We start from the raw sequence: 22,132 nt of genomic DNA, 5'->3' as shown, positions 1-22,132 counted from the left end.
ACGATCCGCTCAAGCGGCCTGCCCGACAGGTCGGCCCTGAGTGGGTCGTGTTCGCGCTGCTTCGGTCATGATCTCATCGGATCAAAAAGCGACCGGCACGTAGCTGAAGCCGATATCCGGATCGATCGCGCCGATCAGCGAAACCTGAATCACGTTCGACAGGCGCGACAGCGGCGCGGTGAACAGCGCCTCCTGATGCGCTTCGATCCGACGATGCGCCGCTCGTCCTGATCGCCGCGATCTGCTCGTTCTTGTCATCGTCGCCCGTTCCCTTCAAGCCAAGTGGCAGTTCCCCTCGCTCGCGGAATCGCACGCGATTAGCACCCGGAACATCGAACGCCCCGTCGTGGATATGGCGGGCGGCACTCGGCTTGTCTGCGTCTTCCAAATCAGATCGATGAGTTTCGGCAGCGAGCACCTTATGACGCCGCCGAACGTGAAACCACGACATGGCTCAAGCGCTGAGCAAGAAACATCGTGACGAATGTTTCAGTGTTATCCGATGGGACGCCAATGCTCCCGTCAGCAGAATTTTTGCTCCACTGCGATGCGCTTCCGGTTTCTAGCGACCACTGCCGATGGTTTGATCGCCGTCGCTGCGCCTCGCGGCTCAAACAATGAGAAGGAGATAACGTGTATCTGACATCCAGCCAGCGCAGCGCTCTGATGAAAGCCATCGCACGAGAGCAAGACGACCGTGAGCGAATCGCCGCTATCGATGCCGTCGTCGCACAATTACGCATCGACAATCCCACCGCTTTTCATACCGTCGCGTCGCTCGAACAGCGGGTGTTTTTTCACGAACCGGGCAGCGACATTCCGTATCTCGCTGCTATCAAACCGAAAGTCCCTGCACCGCGATAGGGAAACGGCTCCGCAGTCTGGATCGCCGCGAGGGGCGCGTCGGAAATTCGCGTCGAGTTGCCGCTGCGCGTGGTCCTGACTCGGCCCACGCGCTACTTCACGCCAATCGCCACGACTTGATCGACTATGACCAGCCCCCGAACCGAAGTCCGCGCAGCCTCGTCCAACTGAACTTCACAGCAAGCGGCGTGAGACACCAACGCACGCTTACGATCGACGGCGCCGCTGTACTGTTCGCGCATCCCGAACCGCTTGGGGATTCGCTACCGGCGCCCGTACAACATGCGGCATTCCTACGCCATCAGCATGCTCATGACCGGGATGACGCCCGCCTTCTGCTCCGTCAACTCGGCCAAACGGTCGAAATGTTTCTGCGCATCTACGCGAAGTGGATCGACCGTAGCCGGGACGATCTCGAGATGGCGCGGCTAGAGAATGTGCTGACGAGACCCGGAGCCGACCTAGCGCGCCCATCCCAAATTTATCTGATTTGTCCGATAGAGGGATATCCGACGCGCTCTTACCATCTCAAAATTCTCACTGGTTGCTGGGAGGTAAGGGTGGCTTCAGTCGTCTCGCGCTCGAAAAACGATCTATACGTCGTGATGCGGCGTAGCGCGCTGCGCGCCATTGTCGGCACCGCGTGCTCGGTGGCCGTGCTCGCGCTGGCTGTCGGCCTCGCACTGGCGCGTTACGGCGTTCAGACACCGCGTGTCCACTACGAGTCCGCGAGGACGTCCGCCGCCTCCCCTTACACGAGCGGCGAGGTCGCTCGTTTGCAGGCCGCGAACGCCTCGCTGGACGCGCGCGTGGAGCGACTCGCCGCCCAGCTCGACACTCTCAGCGCGTTTGACCAACGCCTGCGCGCGCAGTCACTGCGGGCAATTCCCACCAACGCGGTGGCATCGGCGCGCACTCGCTACAGCAACGCGGCGGGTGGTCCCGAACTGCCGCCCCGGCCTTGTCAAGCAACCGATGCGCATCCAGATCCGCATCTTGACTGCCTGGCAGCGACGCTTGCCGCCGTCGAACAGGGCGCCGCGCAGCACGAAGCAGCATGGGCGACCTTCCCGGGCCGCCGTCCGCTCGCGCTCGGGCGGACCGGCTCACCCTTTGGCAACCGCCTCGACCCATTCACCCGCCACCTGAGTTTCCACCCAGGCATGGATCTGGTCGCGCCGACAGGCACCTCGATCCTCGCGGCGGCCGGCGGTCGCGTGATCCATGCCGGACGCATGCCCGGCTATGGCAACACCGTGGAGATCGATCACGGCAACGGCTTTATCACGCGTTACGCTCACGCATCGAAGATAGAGGTGCGGGTCGGGCAGCGGGTGCAGCCGCGTGAGCCGATCGCCAAGGTCGGCTCGACGGGGCGCTCGACAGGTCCGCATTTGCATTTCGAAGTACGCGTGGGCGGGCAAGCGGTCGACCCCGATGACTATCTCGCGCTGTTTGCGACTGATGCCGATGCGTAGCCGGCTATGCTATGCGCCGAACATGTGGAAGGCCGACATGGCGCTCGCCAGCTCGGTCTTACGGTAAAGTTCCTGCGCACCGATCGCCGGCCGCTAAAACGATCGCGAAATGGCGCCGACAGAGACTGTGCTGACATGGCCCTCGGCATCCTTGTGTACCGCAAACCATCAGAGCTATTTCTTCAGGCCGGCGGGATGCTCACACGCATTCCGACCAGCAGGCGTGAATGGCCGTTTCGATAACAGTACAGCATTAGTGAATACGAGCGCCCTCGCTTGCATAACGTCGCGTTACGAAACTCCACACTTGACCGACCTTTGCATTCCACAGGGCCTTTGGATAAGGTTGTTGGGGCAATTCGTTCAGTTGTTGTCGGATTTCCGACCACACCGCACCGCGCATTTCCTGACCGCGCAACCAGTCCACGCCGTCCATGAGCTCGTGGAGCTTGGCTAAGAGCGCCCTCGCCACGCGCTTAACCTCCGCCTCCTCGGCCTTGCTTAGCTTCGGCTCCGGGGTAGTAAGCAGGTCGAAGATCGCCAACTCCTCCTCAGACAGTTCTTCGCGGGCGGCACGCTGTTCCTCCTCGGATAGGCCGACCACGAATTCTTTCAGAGCCTCGAAGAATTTTTCCGCGTCGATAGAGCCCGCGTTGTATTCAGCGACCAGCTTTTCCAGTTTCTCGATCAGATCAACGCGAGTCGGATTGGCCTCGGCCATCTTCTTGAGCTTGTTTTCTGCGCGCTCTCTCGCGCGTTCGGCTGCGACCTTCGGGCTCTTTTCGAACAACTCGGCGAGCTTGCTGAAATCGATACCGGAGAGATCGACACGCCCCTCAGGGCCCACCCCTTCAACGATAGGCGTCAGGATGGCGACGCCTTCCAGTTTCTCGTCCAGCAATTCGGTGATTTTCGCCTGAACGGCGGAGATATCCGTCGGGCCGAGCTTCGCCCTCACAGCGTCCGCCAGCATCTGGAACACCACAACCGATCTAAGATAGGGCGCAGCCCGCTCATCGGGCAGCAATGCCTTATAGGCTTTGGTCACCGCGCCGGCAAGCTGGCCAAACGTCCTCCTCCGCTCGTTCGGCGCGACGAGCGCCTCGACAGCCTGAGCAATCAGGCCAAGACGCGAGAGCGCACCAGCCGCCGTGATCGAATCGATATTGATACCCAGCGAAACTGTGAAACTCCGCGCGGGTTCTAGCGCTTCCTCCAACGCCTTCACTAAAGCGTCCTTGTTCTTGATTGGCGTAGCGTCCTTGCCCAATCCACCTGCGCTTCCGGCATAAATCGCCAGCGCCTTTTGTAGATTGCTGAACACGCCAAGATAGTCAACGATCACGCCGCTGGTCTTGCCCGGCGCATTGCGGTTGGCGCGCGCGATGGTCTGCATCAACGTGTGGTTCTTCATCGGCTTGTCGAGATAGACAGTGCCGATGCTGGGCACGTCGAAGCCGGTGATCCACATCGCGCAGACGAAGACGAGGCGAAGCGGGTCGTTGTCGTCCTTGAACTTCGTCTCCAGATCCTCCTTCTGCATCCGCTCGCGGTGCGGAAGGATATCGAGGCCCTTTTTCTTGAGGTCGTCGATCTCGTTCTGGCTCTGGCTAACAACCACGGCCATATCGAGCTCACGCAACCACAACAACCGCTCCGCAATAGCCGCGCCCCTCGCCTCATGCGCGGTCTTGAGCGCATTCTCATCCGCCGCAATCAGTCGGGTGATCGCCGCCTTGACACGATCATGCATGGAAACCGCAGTCGCCTTGTCGATGGCAACGAACATTGCCTTTCCGCGATAGCCGCGCATGGCGAAGTGCAGCGCTACATCATCGGCCACCTTGTAGAGCCGGTCGGTATTGGTAATGAGCGTATACTGACGGCTGAATTCGCGCTGCAGCCTCTTTTCTTGCTCTTCGCTCAGATCCCCCTCATCGAGCAGCTCGTCCAGTTCCGTTTTTAGTTCGTCAGCGTTGAGCTGAAGCTCGGGCTTGCGCGATTCATAGTAGAGCGGCACCGTCGCACGATCGCGGACGGACTGGGCGAAGTCGTAGACCGAGACGTAGTCGCCGAACACCTCGCGCGTGCGGCTTCCCTCGCCCTGAATCAGCGGCGTGCCGGTAAAGCCGATGAAAGCAGCGTTGGGCAGCGCCGCGCGCATATTAGCGGCGAGCTGGTCATACTGGCTGCGGTGGGCTTCGTCGGTAATCACAATGATGTCGGAGCGATCGGAGAGCACAGGCATCGGCTCGCGGCCAGCGGTCGAGAACTTCTGGATCAGAGTGAAGACATAACGTTCGTTTCCCGCCAGCAATTCCCGCAAATGCGCCCGACTACTCGCCTGCACTTGTTGCGTATCTTTGGTAAGAGCCCCGACGCTGGCGAATTGCCCGGCGATCTGGTCGTCCAGTTCGGTGCGATCGGTCACGATCACGAAGGTGTAGTTCCCGCCCAGGCGCCGAAGTACCTTCTCGGCAAACATCACCATGGAGAGTGACTTTCCCGATCCCTGTGTATGCCAGAACACGCCGAGGCGACCCTTGTTCCGGCCGACATGCTGCACCGCGGCCATCGCGCGGTTTACACCAAGCACCTGATGATATTTACCCACAACCTTGCGTAGACCGCCCTTGGCTTCATCGAACAAAAGGAAGTTTTCAATCAGGTCGAGGAATCGAGTCGGGTCGCATGTGGCGCGCAGCATCGTCTCAAGGCTCGGGTCTTCCGGGCCGTCTTCATCGAGGCGTTTCCACGGCGCGAAGAGATCGAAATCTGTATGCGCGCCGCCCATCAGCGATTCATGGCCGTTGGAAAGGATAACGAAGCAGTTGAACGGGAATAGCTGCGGGATGGTGTCGCGATAATCGCGCAAGTTTTCGTCGTAGGCGTTGAAGATTGGCTTGGAAAGCGCTTTCCACTCCGCATGTAGGAGGGGCAAGCCATTGACGAATCCGATGGTGTCCGCACGACGCTTATGCAGCAGACCCTCGATCCAGACCTGGCTGGCGACGAGAAAATCATTCGCTGCCACATCGCGCCAGTCGATTACGCGGACGGTGATGGTTTCGCTTTGGCCGTCATCCGGGCGCTTCACCTCCACACGGACGCCGTCGCGCAGCAAAAAGTGAAACTCACGATTGGCAGCGATGGGAGAAAGCGCAGAGCGATCCTGCACCAGCGCTTCCTCGGCCAGATTTACTGCTTCCTCCGGCAGATTGGGGTTGAGTTTGATGAGCGCCGCGCGCAGGCGCGTGGGAAGCCAGGTCTGGCGGAAGGTGGTGCGGCCGGTGGGGTTGTTTGCCACCAGCGTTTCGTCGCGGAGGCTAACGTGCTCCCAGCCCAGTTGTTGCAATAGCGCCAGTGCAGGTTGTTCCACGGCGCTGTCTTCGGAGAACTCGCTGGAGAGCGACGGCTGCACCATCTCAGGCGGCCTCCAGTTCCTGTTCAGCCTCGCTGAGTGAAAGCTGGCCGGAGATCAAGCGGGGGAGGAGAAGATCACGGGCGACGGCAAGGCTCCGAATGGATTGCTCAATATTCCAATGCAACGCATATAGCGGGCTAAGCTGTTTTTCGAGTTGTTCGCGGATCGCCAATGGTGGCAGCACAATTCCGATCCGCTCGATGTCGTCTCGACCGACAGCTTTATAGATAGCACCATTTCCGATCAGGTCTGTCGCGTGGAATGTCGCGCGTAGATGGGCCAGTAGAAAAGACGGGCTTCCGGTCTTGCTGCGGATCGAGCACACCCCACGACCAAGCACAACATCTTCGGTTGCCCAATTGATACGCCCAACGGGAGCCCTAACGCTAAAGAGAATGTCGCCTGCGACGGCCACTTTCTTCCTATTGGGTGGGGTGCAGAACACGCGCTTACATAGAAAAAGCGCGCCGAAATCCGTAACTCCCTGATGGAACGGCAACCCGTTTCCATCTTTATTCAACAGTTCCGATGACGGCGATTGGCCCATGATCAGATCGGCCACATTCCCCAAGGGTACGATCTGCCAACCGGCGGGCGTTACCGTCGCCGCGCTGCCACCTGCTGCATGTGGCAGGCTTCCTAGCGGGCCAGTAACAAAACTTTGGAACAGCCCCCGCGCCATCTCCTCCAGCACCGCGATCCTCCGCTGGTGGACTTCGATCAGATCGTCGTAAGCCCCCAAAATCCCTGCTATCTGGCGTTGAGTTTCGAGAGAAGGAACCGTCAACTCAACTTCCCGTAGGATGGTTGTATTAAGGTTCGGCAACGTGGAGCCAACTGCCCGGTTCCGAAGGGCTGAAACTGTTCCGGGGTGTCCTAATCGGTAAAAGAGGAAGCGGGAGTCAGTTTGATGGCCGACCGTAATGCGCAAGCAACCTGTGCCGCACAACCAGCCGGCCTCTCGTTCAGAGACAAGTGCTTTGCGGCCGATGTCACCGCGCCGCCCATAAACGATATCGCCCTTGGCCAATCTGTGATGCGATAGCCGCTCGACATGATCCAAGGAAACGCGAGCAATCGTGGCCTCATCGACCCGGCCCGTTGCAATGTCCTTGGGCATGACAACTGGCGTGCCGATCTCGCAGTAGTCGGACTCGTGCAGTTGGGAGCCGAAAGGGCCAGTTCGAATGTCGCCCTTATCTTCGTCGCATAGCTCGCCAAGCGTGACGTTTCGCCACTCGCTCATGCCAGCACCTCGGCAACATTTGCCGCAATCATCGCCTGCAACCGCGCAGCCTCGGCGTTAAGCCCTTCCAGTTCCTTCTGCAAAGCCTCAAACCGTTCCCGAAAATCCTCGTCGTCAGTTTGCTCCTCCGGGGCTACGCCCACATAGCGCCCAGGATTCAGACTCCAATCCTGCGCGGCAATCTCTTTGCGAGTAGCGACTTTGCACAGGCCGGGAACGTCCTTGTAGCGCTTACCGCCGAAATGCGCGGTCATTGCTTGCCTGCTTCCCGCCTCCAGTTCCGCTTTTTCGCCGCGCCACAGGCGCACGATATTGCCCAAAAACTCAATCTGGTCAGGCGTGAAGTCTCGATGAGCACGCGTCACCTGTCGGAATACATGGCGCGCATCGATAAACAGCACTTGATCCTCGCGCGTGCTCCCTTTTTTGCCCTTATCGAGGAACCATACCGTCACCGGTAACGTGACGGTAAAAAACATATTCGGCGAGGTAGAGATGATCACATCCACCGCCCCGCTCTCAATCAACTTGCGCCGCATCTCCCGCTCGGAACCACCCGCGTCCGAAGCGGAATTAGCCATCACGAAACCTGCACGGCCGTGTTCGTTGAGCGCGGCATTGAACAGCCCGATCCACAGATAGTTAGCGTTGTTGACGCTCGGCACGCCCAGCGAAAAGCGCGCATCCACATGCCCTGCCTCATTGACCAATCGGGCGGTATCCACCTCCTTTTGGTTGAACGGCGGATTAGCCATCACGAAGTCGAACTTGCCCAGCATCTGATGCGGGTCTTCGTAATAGCTGCTGGCAACGCGGATATCGCCGGAAAGGCCGTGGACCGCGAGATTGAGCCGACACAGCTTCTGCGTATCGGCCATCTTCTCCACGCCATAGATACTTATCGCGCGCGCGGGGTTTTCGTTATGCCGCTTCACGAAATCGGCGGAATGAACGAACATGCCACCGGACCCGCACGCTGCGTCGAAAATGCGGCCATGGAAAGGCTCGATCACCTCGACGATCAGCTTCACGATGCTGGAGGGCGTGAAATATTCACCACCCTTTTGCATGAAAGCGGAGGCGAACTCGCCCATGAAGAATTCGAAGATCAGGCCATAGGCATCGCCTGCAATCGCTAGCGGTTGCAGTAGCCGCAACAGTTCACGCAGCACCGAATTGGGCAGCGAACCGTAGCCCTGCGGCAGCACACCGTCGAGATCGGGATTGTGTTCGGCGATGGTCTTCATCGCCTCGTTCAACGCCTCGGCCAGATTCTCTGTCTCCGGCATGCCGAGTAGATAGGAAAAGCGGGCATGCGGCGGCAGGAAAATCGCGCCCTTTGCATGGTAGTCCGGCGGAGTGGGATTGCCGAGCCGCCCGCCGCGCGGAAGCTGCGCATCGACGACATCGAAGCGCGCCTCCATCTGCCGCAGAGCAATCAGCGCCAATACGGGCTGCGCATACTGATCCGGCCTCAGTTCGGTGTTGGTCCAGAGCTGGTTCGCCGTGGCGAACAGGCGGCGAGAAAGGTCTTGAAGATCGATTGCCAATGTTTCCCCGGGTGGTCATATGCCACCTAATCAGCGATTCGACTCTTCTAATCCATCCTTCTGCATCCGCAGACGTCTGCGAGCAACGCATTAAGCATCGGCTTCTCTTTGGAATGCTAATGAAGAAGCATCCTCTGACGACGACAGCAATATGCGCTTGCGAGACAGTTTTAATATCAGGTCTCCCTATCCCGCCGCGTCAATTGCTTCGCGGACGTCGCTGGACGATACGATCTACCGCACGCAGTTGCAGGTTGAGATGATGGTCGAATCTGTTTCTTTTGAGTTTATGACCTTGTCGATCATTGCGGGGGAGTATGCAGATCAGCCAATTCTGAACCTATCGGACTTGTCCTAATTTTGGCACCGAGACGTCTGGAATAACGCCAAGCCTGACCAAACGCACAAAGGCATTCTTACCGTACAACTTTGAGGCCGGTACACACGCATTCACCGTGACACCCATTCGTCGCGACCAATTCCATAAACACGACTGCACTCATCGTACGCATCTTCGCGAGAGGCAAACCAATGATCCGAGATCGGAAGGGCGGCGTCTACGGATTCGTATCGTATCAGCAGAAAACTTCCATCATTAAGCTGTTCGATTGCAACTTTCTTGGTTATACCTTGGCCTGCACCTCTGCCATCAAGAGACTTTCGTGTCAACGCCAAAATCAATATAGATAGTCGATAATTTTCGGAAAGTACATTCCCGATTGTTCAGTTCAGGTTAACTAACGATTCTTGACGACTGACGTGTGTGCGTCGAACGACTCCCGGCCGAGCTCTGTCGTCAATCCAAACGATAGCTCGACATCAACCGCGTCCCGGCGCATCGCGTGAAGCATTGATCTCACTCGTCGCCGATAGATAAGTGTCTCTCGCCAATCGTCCACAGATATTGCTCGACCAGAAATGCGGCTGCAGACCGCGCCCTATCATTCCAAAACGCTTCAGCAGCGCGAATACGAACATCTTCTTGCTCTAGCGCTTCGGGTGCCCAGTAGGTCCTAACGGCCGCAAAAGGAGGATCGTCTGTCTCTAATGCGATCGCAAGGAATAGCTGGAAGTCTGGCTCCCCGTCAACCTTGATCCATCGCGCCAAGGGCAGCATGGCTCTCGCTGTTGCCATGATGCCAAGACGGGCCGCAAGAAGATCCGCTGCTCTAGCGCGAATCTTTCGACAATGCTTGCGCTGAAGCTCCTCATTCTTTATTCCTGGCGGGATTCTAAATTCCTGTGGCAGGACTTGTTCGCAATTTATTTCATCGGGCCATCAAAATATGCTGACAATTCACGGGCGCGTGTTGTTGAACGGCCTTAATCTGGCCCAAGAATGTTTTCATACACACGTGACCAAACGCTGCTCATTGCTCAATTTCTCAACTGCGCTAAAACGCCTAGCACCAACATTAGAAGGCCGAAGCCAGCGCTGCCCCACATCGCAGTAGCACGAAACGTGCGGTATCTGTAGTCCATATTGCGCAGAGCCCACGACCACGTCACAACCAAAAGCGGGATCAACCCGGAGAGTCTGGATATGGCCATTACTGACGCGCTTTGAACGTTATAGCGCATGAGTTGGGCCCAGATCACAAACCAAGCAAGCCCACCGACGAAGGAACATGTCCAGAGCGCAAAGGCAGCAATGCAATTAAAACGTTTCATCGTTTTTCAACTAAACCGTGGGTGATACGAACGGCCGACGTATCCCGTTTGTCGATTGGCTATATCAGGCCGAGTTAGGTAATCGTAGAAGCGACAAGCAGCAGATCACGCCTTATGAAACGGCATTTGACTTCGTTGATGAAAATAAACCTAACCGATTGTTTATGTGGATCGCACTATGGTGTACCCGCTTTCGAGTTATGAAACAGCACCGCCAGCAGATTCGCCTAGCCGGGTCGCTTGGCAGCGTCCTAGCCTACAACACGAAACGCGAAATATTTGGGTGAAGGCAGACTGGGCAAGGCAGCAATCGGAGAAGCCCCGTGTGGGTGAGGTGACCCACATAGTCCCCGGAACTGTCCCCGGCGTGGCCCTGAAAGCCCCTCGTCAGGGACACTGTTCCGCCAAGTCTTTGATACTTTTAAGTAAATACTGGTGGGCCGGGTGGGGCTCGAACCCACTATCGGTCGATTATGAGTCGACAGCTTATACCAGTTAAGCTTCCGGCCCTCTGCACTAAAAGGGCAAAAAGAAAGCGCCGATAGCGGCGCTTTCTGTTACTCCCGAACATTGCGCGAGGCGACTACGAAGGGTTGCGAGTGTGCCTCACAACGCCTCTCAAAACAAGTCCCGTCAGTTGCCTTCGAGGAAAGATTTCAGCTTGTCCGACCGGCTCGGATGCCGCAACTTGCGCAGCGCCTTCGCTTCGATCTGGCGGATCCGTTCACGAGTCACGTCGAACTGCTTGCCCACTTCCTCGAGCGTGTGATCCGTGCTCATCTCGATACCAAAGCGCATCCGCAGCACCTTCGCCTCACGCGGCGTCAGCGAGTCGAGCACATCCTTCACGACATCGCGCATCGATGCATGCAACGCGGCATCGGACGGCGCCACCGTGTTCGTATCCTCGATGAAATCTCCGAGATGCGAATCGTCGTCGTCGCCGATAGGCGTTTCCATGGAGATCGGCTCCTTCGCGATCTTCATGATCTTGCGGATCTTGTCCTCCGGCATCTCCATCTTCTCGGCAAGTGTCGCCGGATCCGGTTCGAGGCCGGTTTCCTGCAAGATCTGCCGCGAGATGCGGTTCATCTTGTTGATCGTCTCGATCATGTGAACCGGAATGCGGATCGTGCGCGCCTGGTCCGCGATCGAGCGCGTGATGGCCTGCCGGATCCACCACGTCGCGTAAGTCGAGAACTTGTAGCCGCGACGATATTCGAACTTGTCCACCGCCTTCATCAGACCGATGTTGCCTTCCTGAATCAGGTCGAGGAACTGCAGACCGCGATTCGTGTACTTCTTCGCGATGGAAATCACGAGACGCAGGTTCGCCTCGGTCATTTCGCGCTTCGCCTGACGCGCCTTCAATTCGCCCGCCGCCATCTGACGGTTGGTTTCCTTCAGGTCCTTCAGCGGCAGCACGACCCGCGCCTGAAGATCCAGGAGACGCTGCTGCTGCTCGCGGATAGCCGGAATATTGCGCTCCAGCACCGCGCTGTATTCGTGACCTTCCGCGACGACCTTGTCGGACCATTCGAGATCCGTCTCGCTGCCGGGGAAACGCGTGATGAACTCGGCGCGCGGCATGCCGCACTTGTCGACGACCGTATGCAGAATCTGCCGCTCGACCTGACGCACCTCATCGACCTGCGCGCGCAACGTATCGCACAGGCGCTCGACGGTGCGCGCCGTGAAACGGATGTTCATCAGCTCCGTCTGGATGGCTTCCTGCGCCTTGAGATAAGCCTTCGACTTGTAGCCTTCCTTCTCATAGGCGCGGCGCATCTTGTCGAACCATTCGCTGATGAGCGCGAACTTCTCGAGCGACTGTGCCTTGAGGGCTTCGAGTTGCGCGGCATTGGCGCTGGCTTGCGCGCTGCCGTCGTCCTCTTCTTCCTCTTCCTCGTCGCTCTCTTCCTCGGTTTCCTCTTCTTCGGATTCGATCGCCTCGGCTTCCTGCTCGGAGAAACCGTCGGTGTCCTGCGCATTCGGATCGATCAGGCCGTCGACGAGTTCATCGACACGGATCTCTTCGTTCTGCACACGCTCCGCCATTGCGAGGATGTCGGCGATGGTCGTCGGGCACGCGGAGATCGCCATGACCATGTGCTTCAGGCCATCCTCGATGCGCTTCGCAATCTCGATTTCGCCTTCGCGCGTCAGCAACTCGACCGTGCCCATCTCGCGCATGTACATGCGGACCGGGTCGGTGGTGCGTCCGAATTCCGAATCGACGGTGGAAAGCGCGACTTCGGCTTCTTCCTCGACTTCGTCGTCGGAGGAGGCGTTCGGCGCGTTGTCGTTCAGCAGCAGGGTCTCGGCATCCGGCGCTTGCTCGTACACCGCCACGCCCATGTCATTGAACGTGCTGATGATGCCTTCGATCGCCTCTGTCTCCGTGAAGTTGTCCGGGAGGTGATCGTTGATCTCGCCGTAGGTCAGGAAACCGCGCTCCTTGCCGAGCTTGATGAGCGCGCGCAGCTTCGAGCGCCGCTCCTCGAGTTCCTCTACGGTGCCAGGCGCGCTCGACGAGAACGCGTCCTTCAGCAGTGCTTTTTCCTTCGCGCGGCGATCGCGAGCCTTGGCCTTTTCGACCTTCGCCGCAGGAGCGGCAACAGACTCCGCGTTTTGCGTTGCGTCGTCTTCGACGGATACATCGTTCAGCTTTTTCGTCATGGAGTTCGCCATACCGGCCTTAGTCTCGACTCGCGGCTGCTGGACAACAGCCGATGGAACCGTGAATACCCAATACGCGCACGCTGCTTCGTCCTGCGTGCCCTGCCCGGGGCGCCATCGCGGTTCGAACGAGTGTGAATCGTCTCCTCGCCCTACCCTCAATAGCAGCCGCTTCCCTTATGCCCGTCTGTTCGTCGGCGTGCTTATCGGCCTCTTTTGTAAGATTTATGCGGCGTGCACCACGTATGACCGTGCCGCATTCCCGAGAACCGATTCAGCCAGCCTTCCTTCTTTCTTCCCGCTTCTTTCCTGCTGCTCTCCCGCACCGGACAACCACGCCGGCATTACCGCCAAAACCTTCCAAATGCTCTTTGCCCGTTTGCCCGGGGCGCCGCCGCCAAACCACGTTTCAGAACGATGAAAAACGCCTGAACAGTTGACAAAAAACATTCATTTTGAACTTTTTATTATAGCATTCTCACTTTCCGGCATCCGGGCTCGCGCCCCGCCCAGCCTTGATCTGTGCGACTCTCGCCGACAGATCCGAAAACTCCGCCACCTCTTCCGCCGACAAGCTGCTTTGCCTCGCCAGTTGATCGAGCCGCGCCCGATAGCTGTCGTGCCGCAACTTCACCACCGTCGCCTGCAACTCTTCCGCGAGCAGACGCTTCTGTTCCTCGACTCGCTGCGCCGCGTCCTCGTCGGCCGGGTCGCGCATCAGCAAATCGCGAACGTTTTCATCATAGGCGAGAATTTCCTGGAAGATATCGTCGTACGTGGGCGCGTTTGCGGCATTTCTCAAGATCTCGGACAGCAACTGGAATTCCGCTGCGTCGCCCAGTTCGCGCGCGTGCGACACCACCTCGCTGAACAGTTCGCCATGCTCGGTCATCGTCACGAGGGTGCGCTCGCTGTCCTGATCGAGCGCAGCCGCGATGCCCGGGTACATCACCAGATTACGCAGCGCGCGCTGTTCCTGCCCGGTCACACGCCGGCGTTCGCTCTTCGGCACGTTCGCACGCGCCACGGCCGCCGCGCGCGAATCGATGTCGCACAACGCCGCGATCTCGGTAAACGGCGTGTCGAGCCGATCTGCGAGCATATGCAGGATCTGCACCCGCAACGCATTCGCGGGCAGCGCCTGAAGCAGCGGCTTGGCGTCGAAGAGCGCCTTCGCGCGGCCTTCGGGCTGCTCCAGTTCCTTGTCGTTCAGCACCTCGTTCAGGAGAAACTGCGACAGCGGCATCGCGCGATCGACCTGCTCGCCGAATCCGTCCGTGCCGAATTCGCGCACGTAGCTGTCCGGATCGTGCTCTTTCGGCAGAAAGAGGAACTTGACCGTCCGGTTGTCCGCCGCGTGCGGCAGCGCCGCTTCCAGCGCCCGGCGCGCGGCGCGGCGGCCCGCCGAATCGCCGTCGAAGCTGAACACCACTGTGTCCGTCTGGCGAAAGAGCTTCTGTACGTGGATCGGCGTGCAAGCCGTGCCGAGCGTCGCCACGGCGTTCGCAAAGCCGAGCTGCGCGAGCGCGACGACATCCATATACCCTTCGACGACGAGCACGTAGCCCAGTTCACGAATCGCGAGACGCGCTTCGAACAGTCCGTAAAGCTCGCTGCCCTTGCTGAAAAGCGGCGTCTCCGGCGAATTCAGGTACTTGGGCTCGCCGCCGTCGAGCACGCGCCCGCCGAAGCCGATCACGCTGCCCTTCACATTGCGGATCGGGAACATCACGCGCTCGCGGAAGCGATCGTAGCGCCGCGCCTGTCCCTGCGAATCGGTCTTCTCGCTGACGATCACGAGGCCCGATTCGACGAGGTTGTCATCCCGATAGTCGGGAAACGCCGATTCGAGGTTCTGCCAGCCATCCGGCGCGTAGCCGAGCCCGAAACGCGCGGCGATTTCGCCGGTCAGGCCGCGTTTCTTCAAATACGCGATGGCCTCGGGCGCGCCGCGCAGTTGCTTGCGATAGAAATCGCACGCAGTCTGCATGACTTCCGTCAGCGCGACGCTGACCGCCTTGCTCGGCGCGCTTTCGCCGCCGCTGCCGCCACGGAAGCCGTTCGATGGCTCTTGGGGAACCGTAAGGCCCGCGCCTTGCGCGAGGTCCTTCACGGCCTCGGGAAACGTGAGGCCGGTGTGCTCCATCAGAAAGCCGATCGCGGTGCCGTGCGCGCCGCAGCCGAAGCAGTGATAGAACTGCTTGGTCGGACTGACCGTGAACGACGGGCTTTTCTCGTTGTGGAACGGGCAGAGGCCCATGAAGTTCGCGCCGCCCTTTTTCAACTGGACGTAGCGACCCACCACGTCGACGATATCGACGCGGTTGAGCAAATCCTGCAGGAAAGCGTGCGGAATCACCGAATCAGAAGCAGTGCAAGTTACTTGGCGAGTGCGGCTTTCACCTGCGCGGAGACAGCGGTCATGTCGGCCTTGCCTGCGAGCTTCGGCTTCAGCACGCCCATGACCTTGCCCATGTCCTGCGGGCCGGCGGCGCCGGTCGCGGCGACGGCGGCCTGAACTTCGGCGGCGATCGCATCGGCGGAAAGCTGTTCGGGCATGTACGCCGACAACACCGCCAGCTCCGCTTTTTCCTTGTCGGCGAGATCGGTGCGGCCCGCGGCTTCGAACTGGCTGATCGAGTCCTTGCGCTGCTTGATCATCTTGTCGATGACGGCGGTGATGCCCGCGTCGTCGAGCGTGACGCGATCGTCGACTTCACGCTGCTTGATTCCCGCGAGCAGCAGTCGAATCGTGCCGAGGCGCTCGGTTTCCTTGGCGCGCATGGCAGTCTTCATGTCGTCGCTGATCTGGTCTTTGAGGCTCATCGTTCACCCGGTGCAATTGCGAAATTATGGATTCCGGCCGGCGCCCGGCTCCCGCGAAAGCAAAAACCCGCTTGGGAACACTTCCTCAAGCGGGACTTTTAGCGGGCCGTTTTGAGGCGCGGCAAAGCGGTACGACGACCCTTGCCGCGCTAACCGTATTAGCGCCTGCCAGAGCGGAGAGAATCCTCCGATGACCGTCTGAGTATAGCAAACGGGTTCGCGTTTCGAGACTCGCCAAAACCCCCGGCCAGGCGTGCTCAGGCGGCTGTCGACGCGTTCCGCGCGAACTCGCCCGCGGCCTTGCCCGCCGCGACGCCCGACGCCCACGCCCACTGAAAGTTATAGCCGCCGAGCCAGCCCGTGACATCGACGGCCTCGCCGATGAAATAGAGCCCCGCGACGCGTTCGCTCATCATCGTTGCGGAGGAAAGCTCGCGCGTATCGACGCCGCCGCGCGTGACTTCCGCCTTGCGATAGCCTTCGGTGCCGCTCGGCGTGAGCGTCCAGCTGGACAGCGACGCGCCGATCGCCTTCAGCGTGCGGTCGGGCAGATCGGCGAGGCGCGCATCGACGGGCACGCGCTGCGCTTCCAGCCACGCGTGGGCGAGACGCGCCGGCACGTGCTCGGCCAGAAAATTGCCGATCTGCTTCTTCGAGCCGGCCTTGGCTTCGAGCAGCGTTTCGGTGGCGTCGGCATCGGGAAGCAGGTCCACATGAATCGGCTCCGACGTATTCCAGTAGCTCGAAATCTGCAACACGCCTGGCCCCGACACGCCGCGATGCGTCAGCAGCAGATCTTCGTCGAACTCGCCGCGCGTCTTGCCGCGCCCCGTGCTGATGCGCACCGGCAACGAAAGCCCCGAGAGCGCGGCGAACGGCGCCCAGTCGGCCGACGTGAACGTGAGCGGGACCAGCGCCGGACGCGTATCGACGAGCTTGTGGCCGAACTGCTTCGCGACGCGATAGCCGAACTCCGTCGCGCCGATCTTCGGAATCGACAGGCCGCCGGTCGCTATCACGAGCGCCGCCGTGTCGATCGCGCCCGCGGTCGAATCGAGCGTGAAGCGCGCGCCGTCATGGCGGATTTCATGCACGACGACCGGACGCCGCCACGCGACGCCGCCCGCATCGCACTCGCTTTTCAGCACGTCGATGATGGTTTCGCTGGAGTCGTCGCAAAAGAGCTGGCCCTTGTGCTTCTCGTGCCACTTGACGCGGTATTGCTTAAGCAGCGCGAGAAAATCGCGAGGCGTATAGCGGGCGAGCGCGGAGCGGCAGAAATGCGGATTCGCCGACAAGAAATTGGCCGGCTGCGCGTTGATGTTGGTGAAGTTGCAGCGTCCGCCGCCGGAGATGCGGATTTTTTCGGCGAGACGCTCGGCGTGGTCGATGAGCACGACGCGGCGCCCGGATTGAGCGGCCACGGCCGCGCACATCATGCCGGCCGCGCCCGCGCCGATGACGGCGATATCGAAGGATTCCATGGCGCGCATTTTACCTTCGACACGCTCATCGAAGCCCGCTGCTATACTTTTCTGTTACCTCTGACGCATTGAATCCATGCTCGTTCTCGGCATCGAAAGCTCCTGCGACGAAACCGGCCTCGCCCTCTACGACACCGAGCGCGGCCTGCTTTCGCACGCCCTTCACTCGCAGATCGCGATGCATCGCGAATACGGCGGGGTCGTGCCGGAACTGGCTTCGCGCGATCACATCCGGCGCGCGCTGCCATTGCTGGAAGAGGTGCTCGAACAATCCGGCGCGCAGCGCGCCGACATCGACGCCATCGCGTTCACGCAGGGGCCGGGACTCGCGGGCGCGCTGCTCGTGGGCGCGAGCATCGCGAATTCGCTGGCGATGGCTTGGGACAAGCCGACCGTCGGCATTCATCACCTGGAAGGGCATCTGCTGTCGCCGCTGCTCGTCGATGCGCCGCCGCCGTTTCCGTTCATCGCGCTGCTCGTGTCGGGCGGACATACGCAACTCATGCGCGTAACCGATGTCGGCGTCTACGAGACGCTCGGCGAAACCCTCGACGACGCCGCCGGCGAAGCCTTCGACAAGACCGCGAAACTGCTCGGCCTCGGCTATCCGGGCGGGCCGGAAGTGTCGCGGCTTGCGGAATTCGGCACGCCGGGCGCGGTCACGCTGCCCCGTCCGATGCTGCATTCCGGCGACCTCGATTTCAGCTTCAGCGGCCTGAAAACGGCCGTGCTCACGCAGAGCCGCAAGCTCGGCACCAACGTCTGCGAACAGGCGAAGGCCGATCTCGCGCGCGGTTTCGTCGATGCTGCGGTGGATGTGCTCGTCGCGAAATCGCTCGCCGCGCTGAAGAAAACGGGCCTGAAGCGGCTCGTCGTGGCGGGCGGCGTCGGCGCGAACCGGCAGTTGCGCGAAGCGCTGTCTGCGGCCGCGAAGAAGCGCCGCTTCGACGTGCATTACCCCGATCTCTCGCTCTGCACCGACAACGGCGCGATGATCGCGCTCGCCGGCGCGCTGCGGCTTTCGCGCTGGCCCGAGCAGGCCGTGCGCGACTACGCGTTCACCGTGAAGCCGCGCTGGGATCTCACGTCGCTCGCGCGCGCCTGAGCGTTCATCGCGGCGGATTGAAAGGCTGCACGATCGCCTTGAAGACAGGCAGCGTTTCGCAGCGGTCACTATGTCCGATGAGCGTAGGCCACCGCGTCGAGCTGAAAATCTCCGGATGCGCCTCGCGCGCGAAACGCAGCGCGCAGGCCACGGCGATGTCCGCGTGACCGATCGCATCGCCGAACCAGTACGGCGACGCGCGCGCGGCGCGGTCCGCTTCCAGTGCGTTCAGCACGCGCTCGACCTGCCCCGTGCAGCGATCGAGCCACGCCTGCGATTTCTCCCTGTGCAGCACGCGTTCGTACACGAGCGCGACGGCCTTGTCGGCGAGACCCGTCGCGAGCGCGCAGACCTTCAGCGCCTGGCGCCGCTCCGGGCCGCCCGATGCGATCATCGCGCGCTCGCCCGCCTGTTCGTCGAGATAGTCGAGGATCATCGCGCTTTCGACGAGCACGTCGCCGGAGTGGAGCACGAGCGTCGGCACGCGGATCAGCGGATTGAAGGGCGCGATCTTGTCGGCATCGCCGAAGACGGACCACGGGCGATGTTCGTACGCCATGCCGTAGAGATTCAGCGCGATGGCCACGCGCCGCACGAACGGGGAATCGAATTGGCCGATGAGGATCAAGATGCGCTCCGTGGTCGATTTCTCGGACGGCCAGTTTAAGGTCGCGCATGCCTCGGAAACAACAGCAACGCCAACGACGCGCACAGGCCCGACGCCAGCCATACGACCGGCCACGAACCCACCGCGAGCACGTGCGGAATGACGAGCGGCGTCACGAAGAACCCGGCATACACGGCCGTGTTCGCCATGCCGAGCGCGGTGCCGGCGCGTTCGGTGCCGGCGAGCGTCGCCAGTTCCGTGTACGCGACGCCATGCCACGCCGACACGCAAATCCCCGCGAAAACGAGTATCGCCGAGAGCAGTAAAGGCGCTTGCGCCGCGCCGCCCGCGACCGCCGCCGCCAGCACGACGAACGACGCCGACGCCACGATCACCGAGCCGCGCAAGTACGCGCGCCGGTTGCGGTGACGATCCGTGTGACGGCCGCTCCAGACCCGCATGACCATCGCGCCGAGCTGGATCGCGCCCATCGTCGCGCTGATCGCGGTTACGCCGAAATGACCGGCATCGTGAAGGAAGACGGTCGCGAAGGTCAGAATCGCGAATTGCGGCACGCACAGGATGCCGATGCCGAGCACGACGCGCCAGACCAGCGCGTTCTTCAATGGCGGGACGCCTTTGCCCGTCACCGCGCGATGCACGGCGTGCGGCGCTTCATGCAGCCAGCGCCAGGCGAACGCGCCGGAGACCGCGCACATCGCCGCCAGCGCGCCGTAGACCGCCGCAAAGCCATGCGACGACGCCAGCCACGGCAACAATGCCGCGCCGATGCCGCCGCCCAACGGCACGGCCGTTTGCCGGATGCTCATCGCGAGGCCGCGCTCACCGTCGGCGAACCACGCCATCACCGCCCGCCCGCTCGATCCGTTGACGCTGCCGCCCAAGAGACCCAGCACGCACATCGCGAAAACGAGCCAGCCGAGCGTCGCCGACGACGGCACCGCGAACAGACTCATCGCGACGAGCATCGCGGCTGTCGAAAGCAAGCCGGTCAGCAGAACCGGACGGTCGCCCCAGCGATCCGTCAGCACGCCCCACGGCAGTTCCGACAGCGCGACGCCCAGACCCAGCGCGCCGAGCGCGAGGCCCAGTTCGCCGTTGCTCAGGTGATAACCGCTGCGCATCCACACGGCGGTGGTCGGAATGCCCGCCGCCGCAGCCGAGAAGCTCGCGTTGGCCGCCACGCCGACGCCCAGCACTTTCCAGCGATGCGCGTCGCCGAATGCGTAAGCGCCTTTTACGAGAGAAGTGGCCATCATGCAATCCATTCGAATTTGACTCCGGCCAGTTTGAAGGCTTAGGATCGTCCTGAAAATTACAAAGTTTTTCATCGATCATTCAGAAAATCAGGACGATTGCCATGGGCCAGACGACATTCGATCTCGCGGTGCTGCGCAGCTTCGTCGCGGGGATGGATCTGGGCAGCTTCGCGAAGGCGGCGGACCGCGTCGGGCGCTCGACATCGGCGGTGAGTGCGCAGTTACGCAAGCTGGAGGAGCAGGCGGGCGCGACGCTTTTCCGCAAATCCGGACGCGGGCTCGCGCTCACCGATGCGGGCGAAGTGATGCTCGGCTATGCGCGGCGGCTCGTCGAACTGAACGACGAAGCCGCCGTCGCGATTCGCGGCGTCGATCTGGAGGGCTGGATACGGCTCGGTTTGCAGGAGGATTTCGGCGAAGTCGTGCTTCCGGATGTGCTCGGCCGCTTCGCGCGGGCGCATCCGAAAGTGCGGATCGAAGCGCGCGTGGCGCGCAATACGGAACTGCTGGAGCGCATCGATACCGGGCAACTCGATCTCGCGCTCGTGTGGGGCGCGCCGGGCGTCACCGACGATAGCAACGCCGCGATGATCGCCGAGCCGATCGCGGCGCCGTCGATGCGCTGGATCGCTTCGTCGACGGTTCCGTGGCAGTTCGACCCCGACGAACCTTTACCGCTCATCGCGTTCGATCGTCCGTGTCTCTTTCACAGCGCGGCGGCCGCGGCGCTGGATCGCGCGGGCATCAAATGGCGTGTGGCGTTCACGAGCCCGAGTCTGTCGGGATTGTGGGCGGCAGCGGCGGCGGGTCTGGGCGTCACCGTGCGAACGAGCTATGGATTGCCGTCGACGGTACGTGCGCTCGATGCCGGCGAAGGCGAATTGCCCGCGTTGCCTTCGATTCCTCTTGCGCTGCATCGCGCATCGGGAAGCGCATCGCCGCCGGTCGAGCGGCTCGCGGCGCTGGTGATGGCTTCAGTGCGGGCAGCGCACGTTCCTGCGGAAACGGCGCTCGCCTGAAGACGGGCTCACGCGTCTCGGCGCTTGTCCCGCTCGATCACCGCATACGCGCTGTGATTGTGGATCGACTCGAAGTTCTCGGCTTCGAGCACATACGCGACGATGCGTTCGTCGGCGTTCAGGCGCGTCGCGACATCCCGCACAAGATCCTCGACGAACTTCGGGTTTTCATACGCGCGCTCGGTCACGAACTTCTCGTCGGGGCGCTTCAGCAAGCCCCACAGTTCGCACGACGCCTCTTCCTCCGCGATGCGAATGAGTTCCTCGACCGCGACTTCCCCTGCGAGCTGCGCCGCGATCGTCACGTGCGAGCGCTGATTGTGCGCGCCGTATTGCGAGATCTTCTTCGAGCACGGGCACAGGCTCGTCACGGGCACGAGCACTTTCATCGACAGATGTGTTTCGCCGTCGCGCTTCTCGGCGATGAACGTCGCTTCGTAGTCCAAGAGGCTTTGCACGCCGGAGACCGGCGCCGTCTTCATCACGAAGTACGGCAAGGTCACTTCGATGCGCCCCGAATGCGCTTCGAGCTTCGTCAGCATCGAAGCGAGCAGCGTGCGCAGCGCGGCCTGATCGAGCGGCTCGCGATTCTCTTCGAGCAGCGCGACGAAGCGCGACATGTGCGTGCCCTTCTGATCGGCAGGCAGATGCACATCGAGATTCCATACGCCGACGCTCGGCTGCACGCCGTTCGCCGTGCGCACCGACAACGGATGCCGCACACCCTTCACACCGACGCGCTGAATCGCGATCTGACGCGTGTCGGGCGTGCTCTGAACATCGGGCATCACGAAGGCGGGATTCATCTGATTCATTTGTTTTGTCCTTATGCGCCGCGCGTCGCTGGGGACGCGAGCGGATCGAAACGTTCAAGCGCACACGGCGCGGGACGATGCCCG

At 61.1% G+C, this 22,132-nt stretch carries 15 protein-coding genes and 1 tRNA gene; 4 read left to right on the top strand and 12 right to left on the bottom strand.

Annotated features, from left to right (window positions below):
- Window positions 1-81 precede the first annotated feature (81 nt).
- Entirely contained in the window at window positions 82-258 is a 177-nt protein-coding gene (locus PQR08_RS20920; RefSeq protein WP_250484338.1) for a DUF1073 domain-containing protein, read from the bottom strand.
- 375 nt (window positions 259-633) lie between these two features.
- On the opposite strand from PQR08_RS20920, the gene PQR08_RS20915 reads away from it, so the two are divergent.
- Together PQR08_RS20915 and PQR08_RS20910 are read left to right on the top strand one after the other, a co-directional pair.
- The gene (locus PQR08_RS20915; protein ID WP_250484337.1) at window positions 634-864 is read left to right on the top strand and encodes a hypothetical protein; all 231 of its coding nucleotides are present in this window, start codon (window positions 634-636) and stop codon (window positions 862-864) included.
- Window positions 865-980: 116 nt separating this feature from the next.
- Complete coding sequence (locus tag PQR08_RS20910; protein ID WP_408162224.1) at window positions 981-2,342, top strand: M23 family metallopeptidase; 1,362 nt, start codon at window positions 981-983, stop codon at window positions 2,340-2,342.
- A gap of 253 nt (window positions 2,343-2,595) precedes the next feature.
- Here the strand turns inward: PQR08_RS20910 and PQR08_RS20905 are convergent, their stop codons facing one another.
- The 8 genes from PQR08_RS20905 to PQR08_RS20870 form a co-directional block, all read right to left on the bottom strand.
- Window positions 2,596-5,766 (bottom strand): type I restriction endonuclease subunit R, encoded by a 3,171-nt coding sequence (locus PQR08_RS20905; protein ID WP_250484336.1) that lies wholly within the window; start codon window positions 5,764-5,766, stop codon window positions 2,596-2,598.
- A gap of 1 nt (window position 5,767) precedes the next feature.
- Entirely contained in the window at window positions 5,768-7,012 is a 1,245-nt protein-coding gene (locus tag PQR08_RS20900; RefSeq protein ID WP_238214727.1) for a restriction endonuclease subunit S, read from the bottom strand.
- The gene (locus PQR08_RS20895; RefSeq protein WP_238214729.1) at window positions 7,009-8,562 is read right to left on the bottom strand and encodes a type I restriction-modification system subunit M; all 1,554 of its coding nucleotides are present in this window, start codon (window positions 8,560-8,562) and stop codon (window positions 7,009-7,011) included. Before PQR08_RS20895 ends, PQR08_RS20900 begins: the two co-directional genes overlap by 4 nt.
- A 2,104-nt stretch (window positions 8,563-10,666) precedes the next feature.
- Window positions 10,667-10,743 (bottom strand) — tRNA-Ile (locus tag PQR08_RS20890).
- A gap of 123 nt (window positions 10,744-10,866) precedes the next feature.
- On the bottom strand, window positions 10,867-12,924 hold the full coding sequence (gene rpoD / locus PQR08_RS20885) for an RNA polymerase sigma factor RpoD (RefSeq protein WP_187605576.1): 2,058 nt from the start codon (window positions 12,922-12,924) through the stop codon (window positions 10,867-10,869).
- 466 nt (window positions 12,925-13,390) lie between these two features.
- Window positions 13,391-15,271: a DNA primase gene (dnaG, locus tag PQR08_RS20880; protein WP_187605574.1), complete on the bottom strand. Its 1,881-nt coding sequence runs from the start codon at window positions 15,269-15,271 to the stop codon at window positions 13,391-13,393.
- A gap of 20 nt (window positions 15,272-15,291) precedes the next feature.
- Window positions 15,292-15,738 carry a GatB/YqeY domain-containing protein gene (locus tag PQR08_RS20875; protein WP_035502425.1) on the bottom strand — a complete coding sequence of 149 codons (447 nt, stop codon included), beginning with the start codon at window positions 15,736-15,738 and terminating at the stop codon, window positions 15,292-15,294.
- Window positions 15,739-15,995: 257 nt separating this feature from the next.
- Entirely contained in the window at window positions 15,996-17,222 is a 1,227-nt protein-coding gene (locus tag PQR08_RS20870) for a BaiN/RdsA family NAD(P)/FAD-dependent oxidoreductase (RefSeq protein ID WP_035502424.1), read from the bottom strand.
- A gap of 76 nt (window positions 17,223-17,298) precedes the next feature.
- On the opposite strand from PQR08_RS20870, the gene tsaD reads away from it, so the two are divergent.
- Window positions 17,299-18,327 carry a tRNA (adenosine(37)-N6)-threonylcarbamoyltransferase complex transferase subunit TsaD gene (gene tsaD / locus PQR08_RS20865; protein WP_238214734.1) on the top strand — a complete coding sequence of 343 codons (1,029 nt, stop codon included), beginning with the start codon at window positions 17,299-17,301 and terminating at the stop codon, window positions 18,325-18,327.
- A 4-nt stretch (window positions 18,328-18,331) separates the two neighbouring features.
- Here tsaD and PQR08_RS20860 read toward each other — a convergent pair whose 3' ends face one another.
- Together PQR08_RS20860 and PQR08_RS20855 are read right to left on the bottom strand one after the other, a co-directional pair.
- On the bottom strand, window positions 18,332-18,955 hold the full coding sequence (locus PQR08_RS20860) for a glutathione S-transferase family protein (RefSeq protein ID WP_250484335.1): 624 nt from the start codon (window positions 18,953-18,955) through the stop codon (window positions 18,332-18,334).
- A 35-nt stretch (window positions 18,956-18,990) separates the two neighbouring features.
- On the bottom strand, window positions 18,991-20,214 hold the full coding sequence (locus PQR08_RS20855) for an MFS transporter (protein WP_408162220.1): 1,224 nt from the start codon (window positions 20,212-20,214) through the stop codon (window positions 18,991-18,993).
- A gap of 101 nt (window positions 20,215-20,315) precedes the next feature.
- On the opposite strand from PQR08_RS20855, the gene PQR08_RS20850 reads away from it, so the two are divergent.
- A complete protein-coding gene (locus tag PQR08_RS20850) occupies window positions 20,316-21,233 on the top strand; it encodes a LysR substrate-binding domain-containing protein (RefSeq protein ID WP_250484333.1) in 918 nt (305 codons plus the stop codon).
- Window positions 21,234-21,241: 8 nt separating this feature from the next.
- Here the strand turns inward: PQR08_RS20850 and folE2 are convergent, their stop codons facing one another.
- Window positions 21,242-22,048 (bottom strand): GTP cyclohydrolase FolE2, encoded by an 807-nt coding sequence (gene folE2 / locus PQR08_RS20845; RefSeq protein ID WP_238214743.1) that lies wholly within the window; start codon window positions 22,046-22,048, stop codon window positions 21,242-21,244.
- Window positions 22,049-22,132 lie beyond the last annotated feature (84 nt).

It is taken from the genome of Caballeronia jiangsuensis (genome assembly GCF_046030135.1).
In the GTDB taxonomy this organism is placed as follows: domain Bacteria; phylum Pseudomonadota; class Gammaproteobacteria; order Burkholderiales; family Burkholderiaceae; genus Caballeronia; species Caballeronia jiangsuensis.
This window is presented reverse-complemented; position numbering and strand designations above follow the sequence as displayed.

Coding starts and splice junctions, on each gene's coding strand:
- PQR08_RS20900 (WP_238214727.1), bottom strand. CDS start 7,012: ATGAGCGAGTGGCGAAACGTCACGCTTGGCGAGCTATGCGACGAAGAT.
- PQR08_RS20875 (WP_035502425.1), bottom strand. CDS start 15,738: ATGAGCCTCAAAGACCAGATCAGCGACGACATGAAGACTGCCATGCGC.
- rpoD (WP_187605576.1), bottom strand. CDS start 12,924: ATGGCGAACTCCATGACGAAAAAGCTGAACGATGTATCCGTCGAAGAC.
- PQR08_RS20850 (WP_250484333.1), top strand. CDS start 20,316: ATGGGCCAGACGACATTCGATCTCGCGGTGCTGCGCAGCTTCGTCGCG.
- PQR08_RS20870 (WP_035502424.1), bottom strand. CDS start 17,222: ATGGAATCCTTCGATATCGCCGTCATCGGCGCGGGCGCGGCCGGCATG.
- PQR08_RS20905 (WP_250484336.1), bottom strand. CDS start 5,766: ATGGTGCAGCCGTCGCTCTCCAGCGAGTTCTCCGAAGACAGCGCCGTG.
- tsaD (WP_238214734.1), top strand. CDS start 17,299: ATGCTCGTTCTCGGCATCGAAAGCTCCTGCGACGAAACCGGCCTCGCC.
- PQR08_RS20920 (WP_250484338.1), bottom strand. CDS start 258: ATGACAAGAACGAGCAGATCGCGGCGATCAGGACGAGCGGCGCATCGT.
- folE2 (WP_238214743.1), bottom strand. CDS start 22,048: ATGAATCAGATGAATCCCGCCTTCGTGATGCCCGATGTTCAGAGCACG.
- PQR08_RS20855 (WP_408162220.1), bottom strand. CDS start 20,214: ATGATGGCCACTTCTCTCGTAAAAGGCGCTTACGCATTCGGCGACGCG.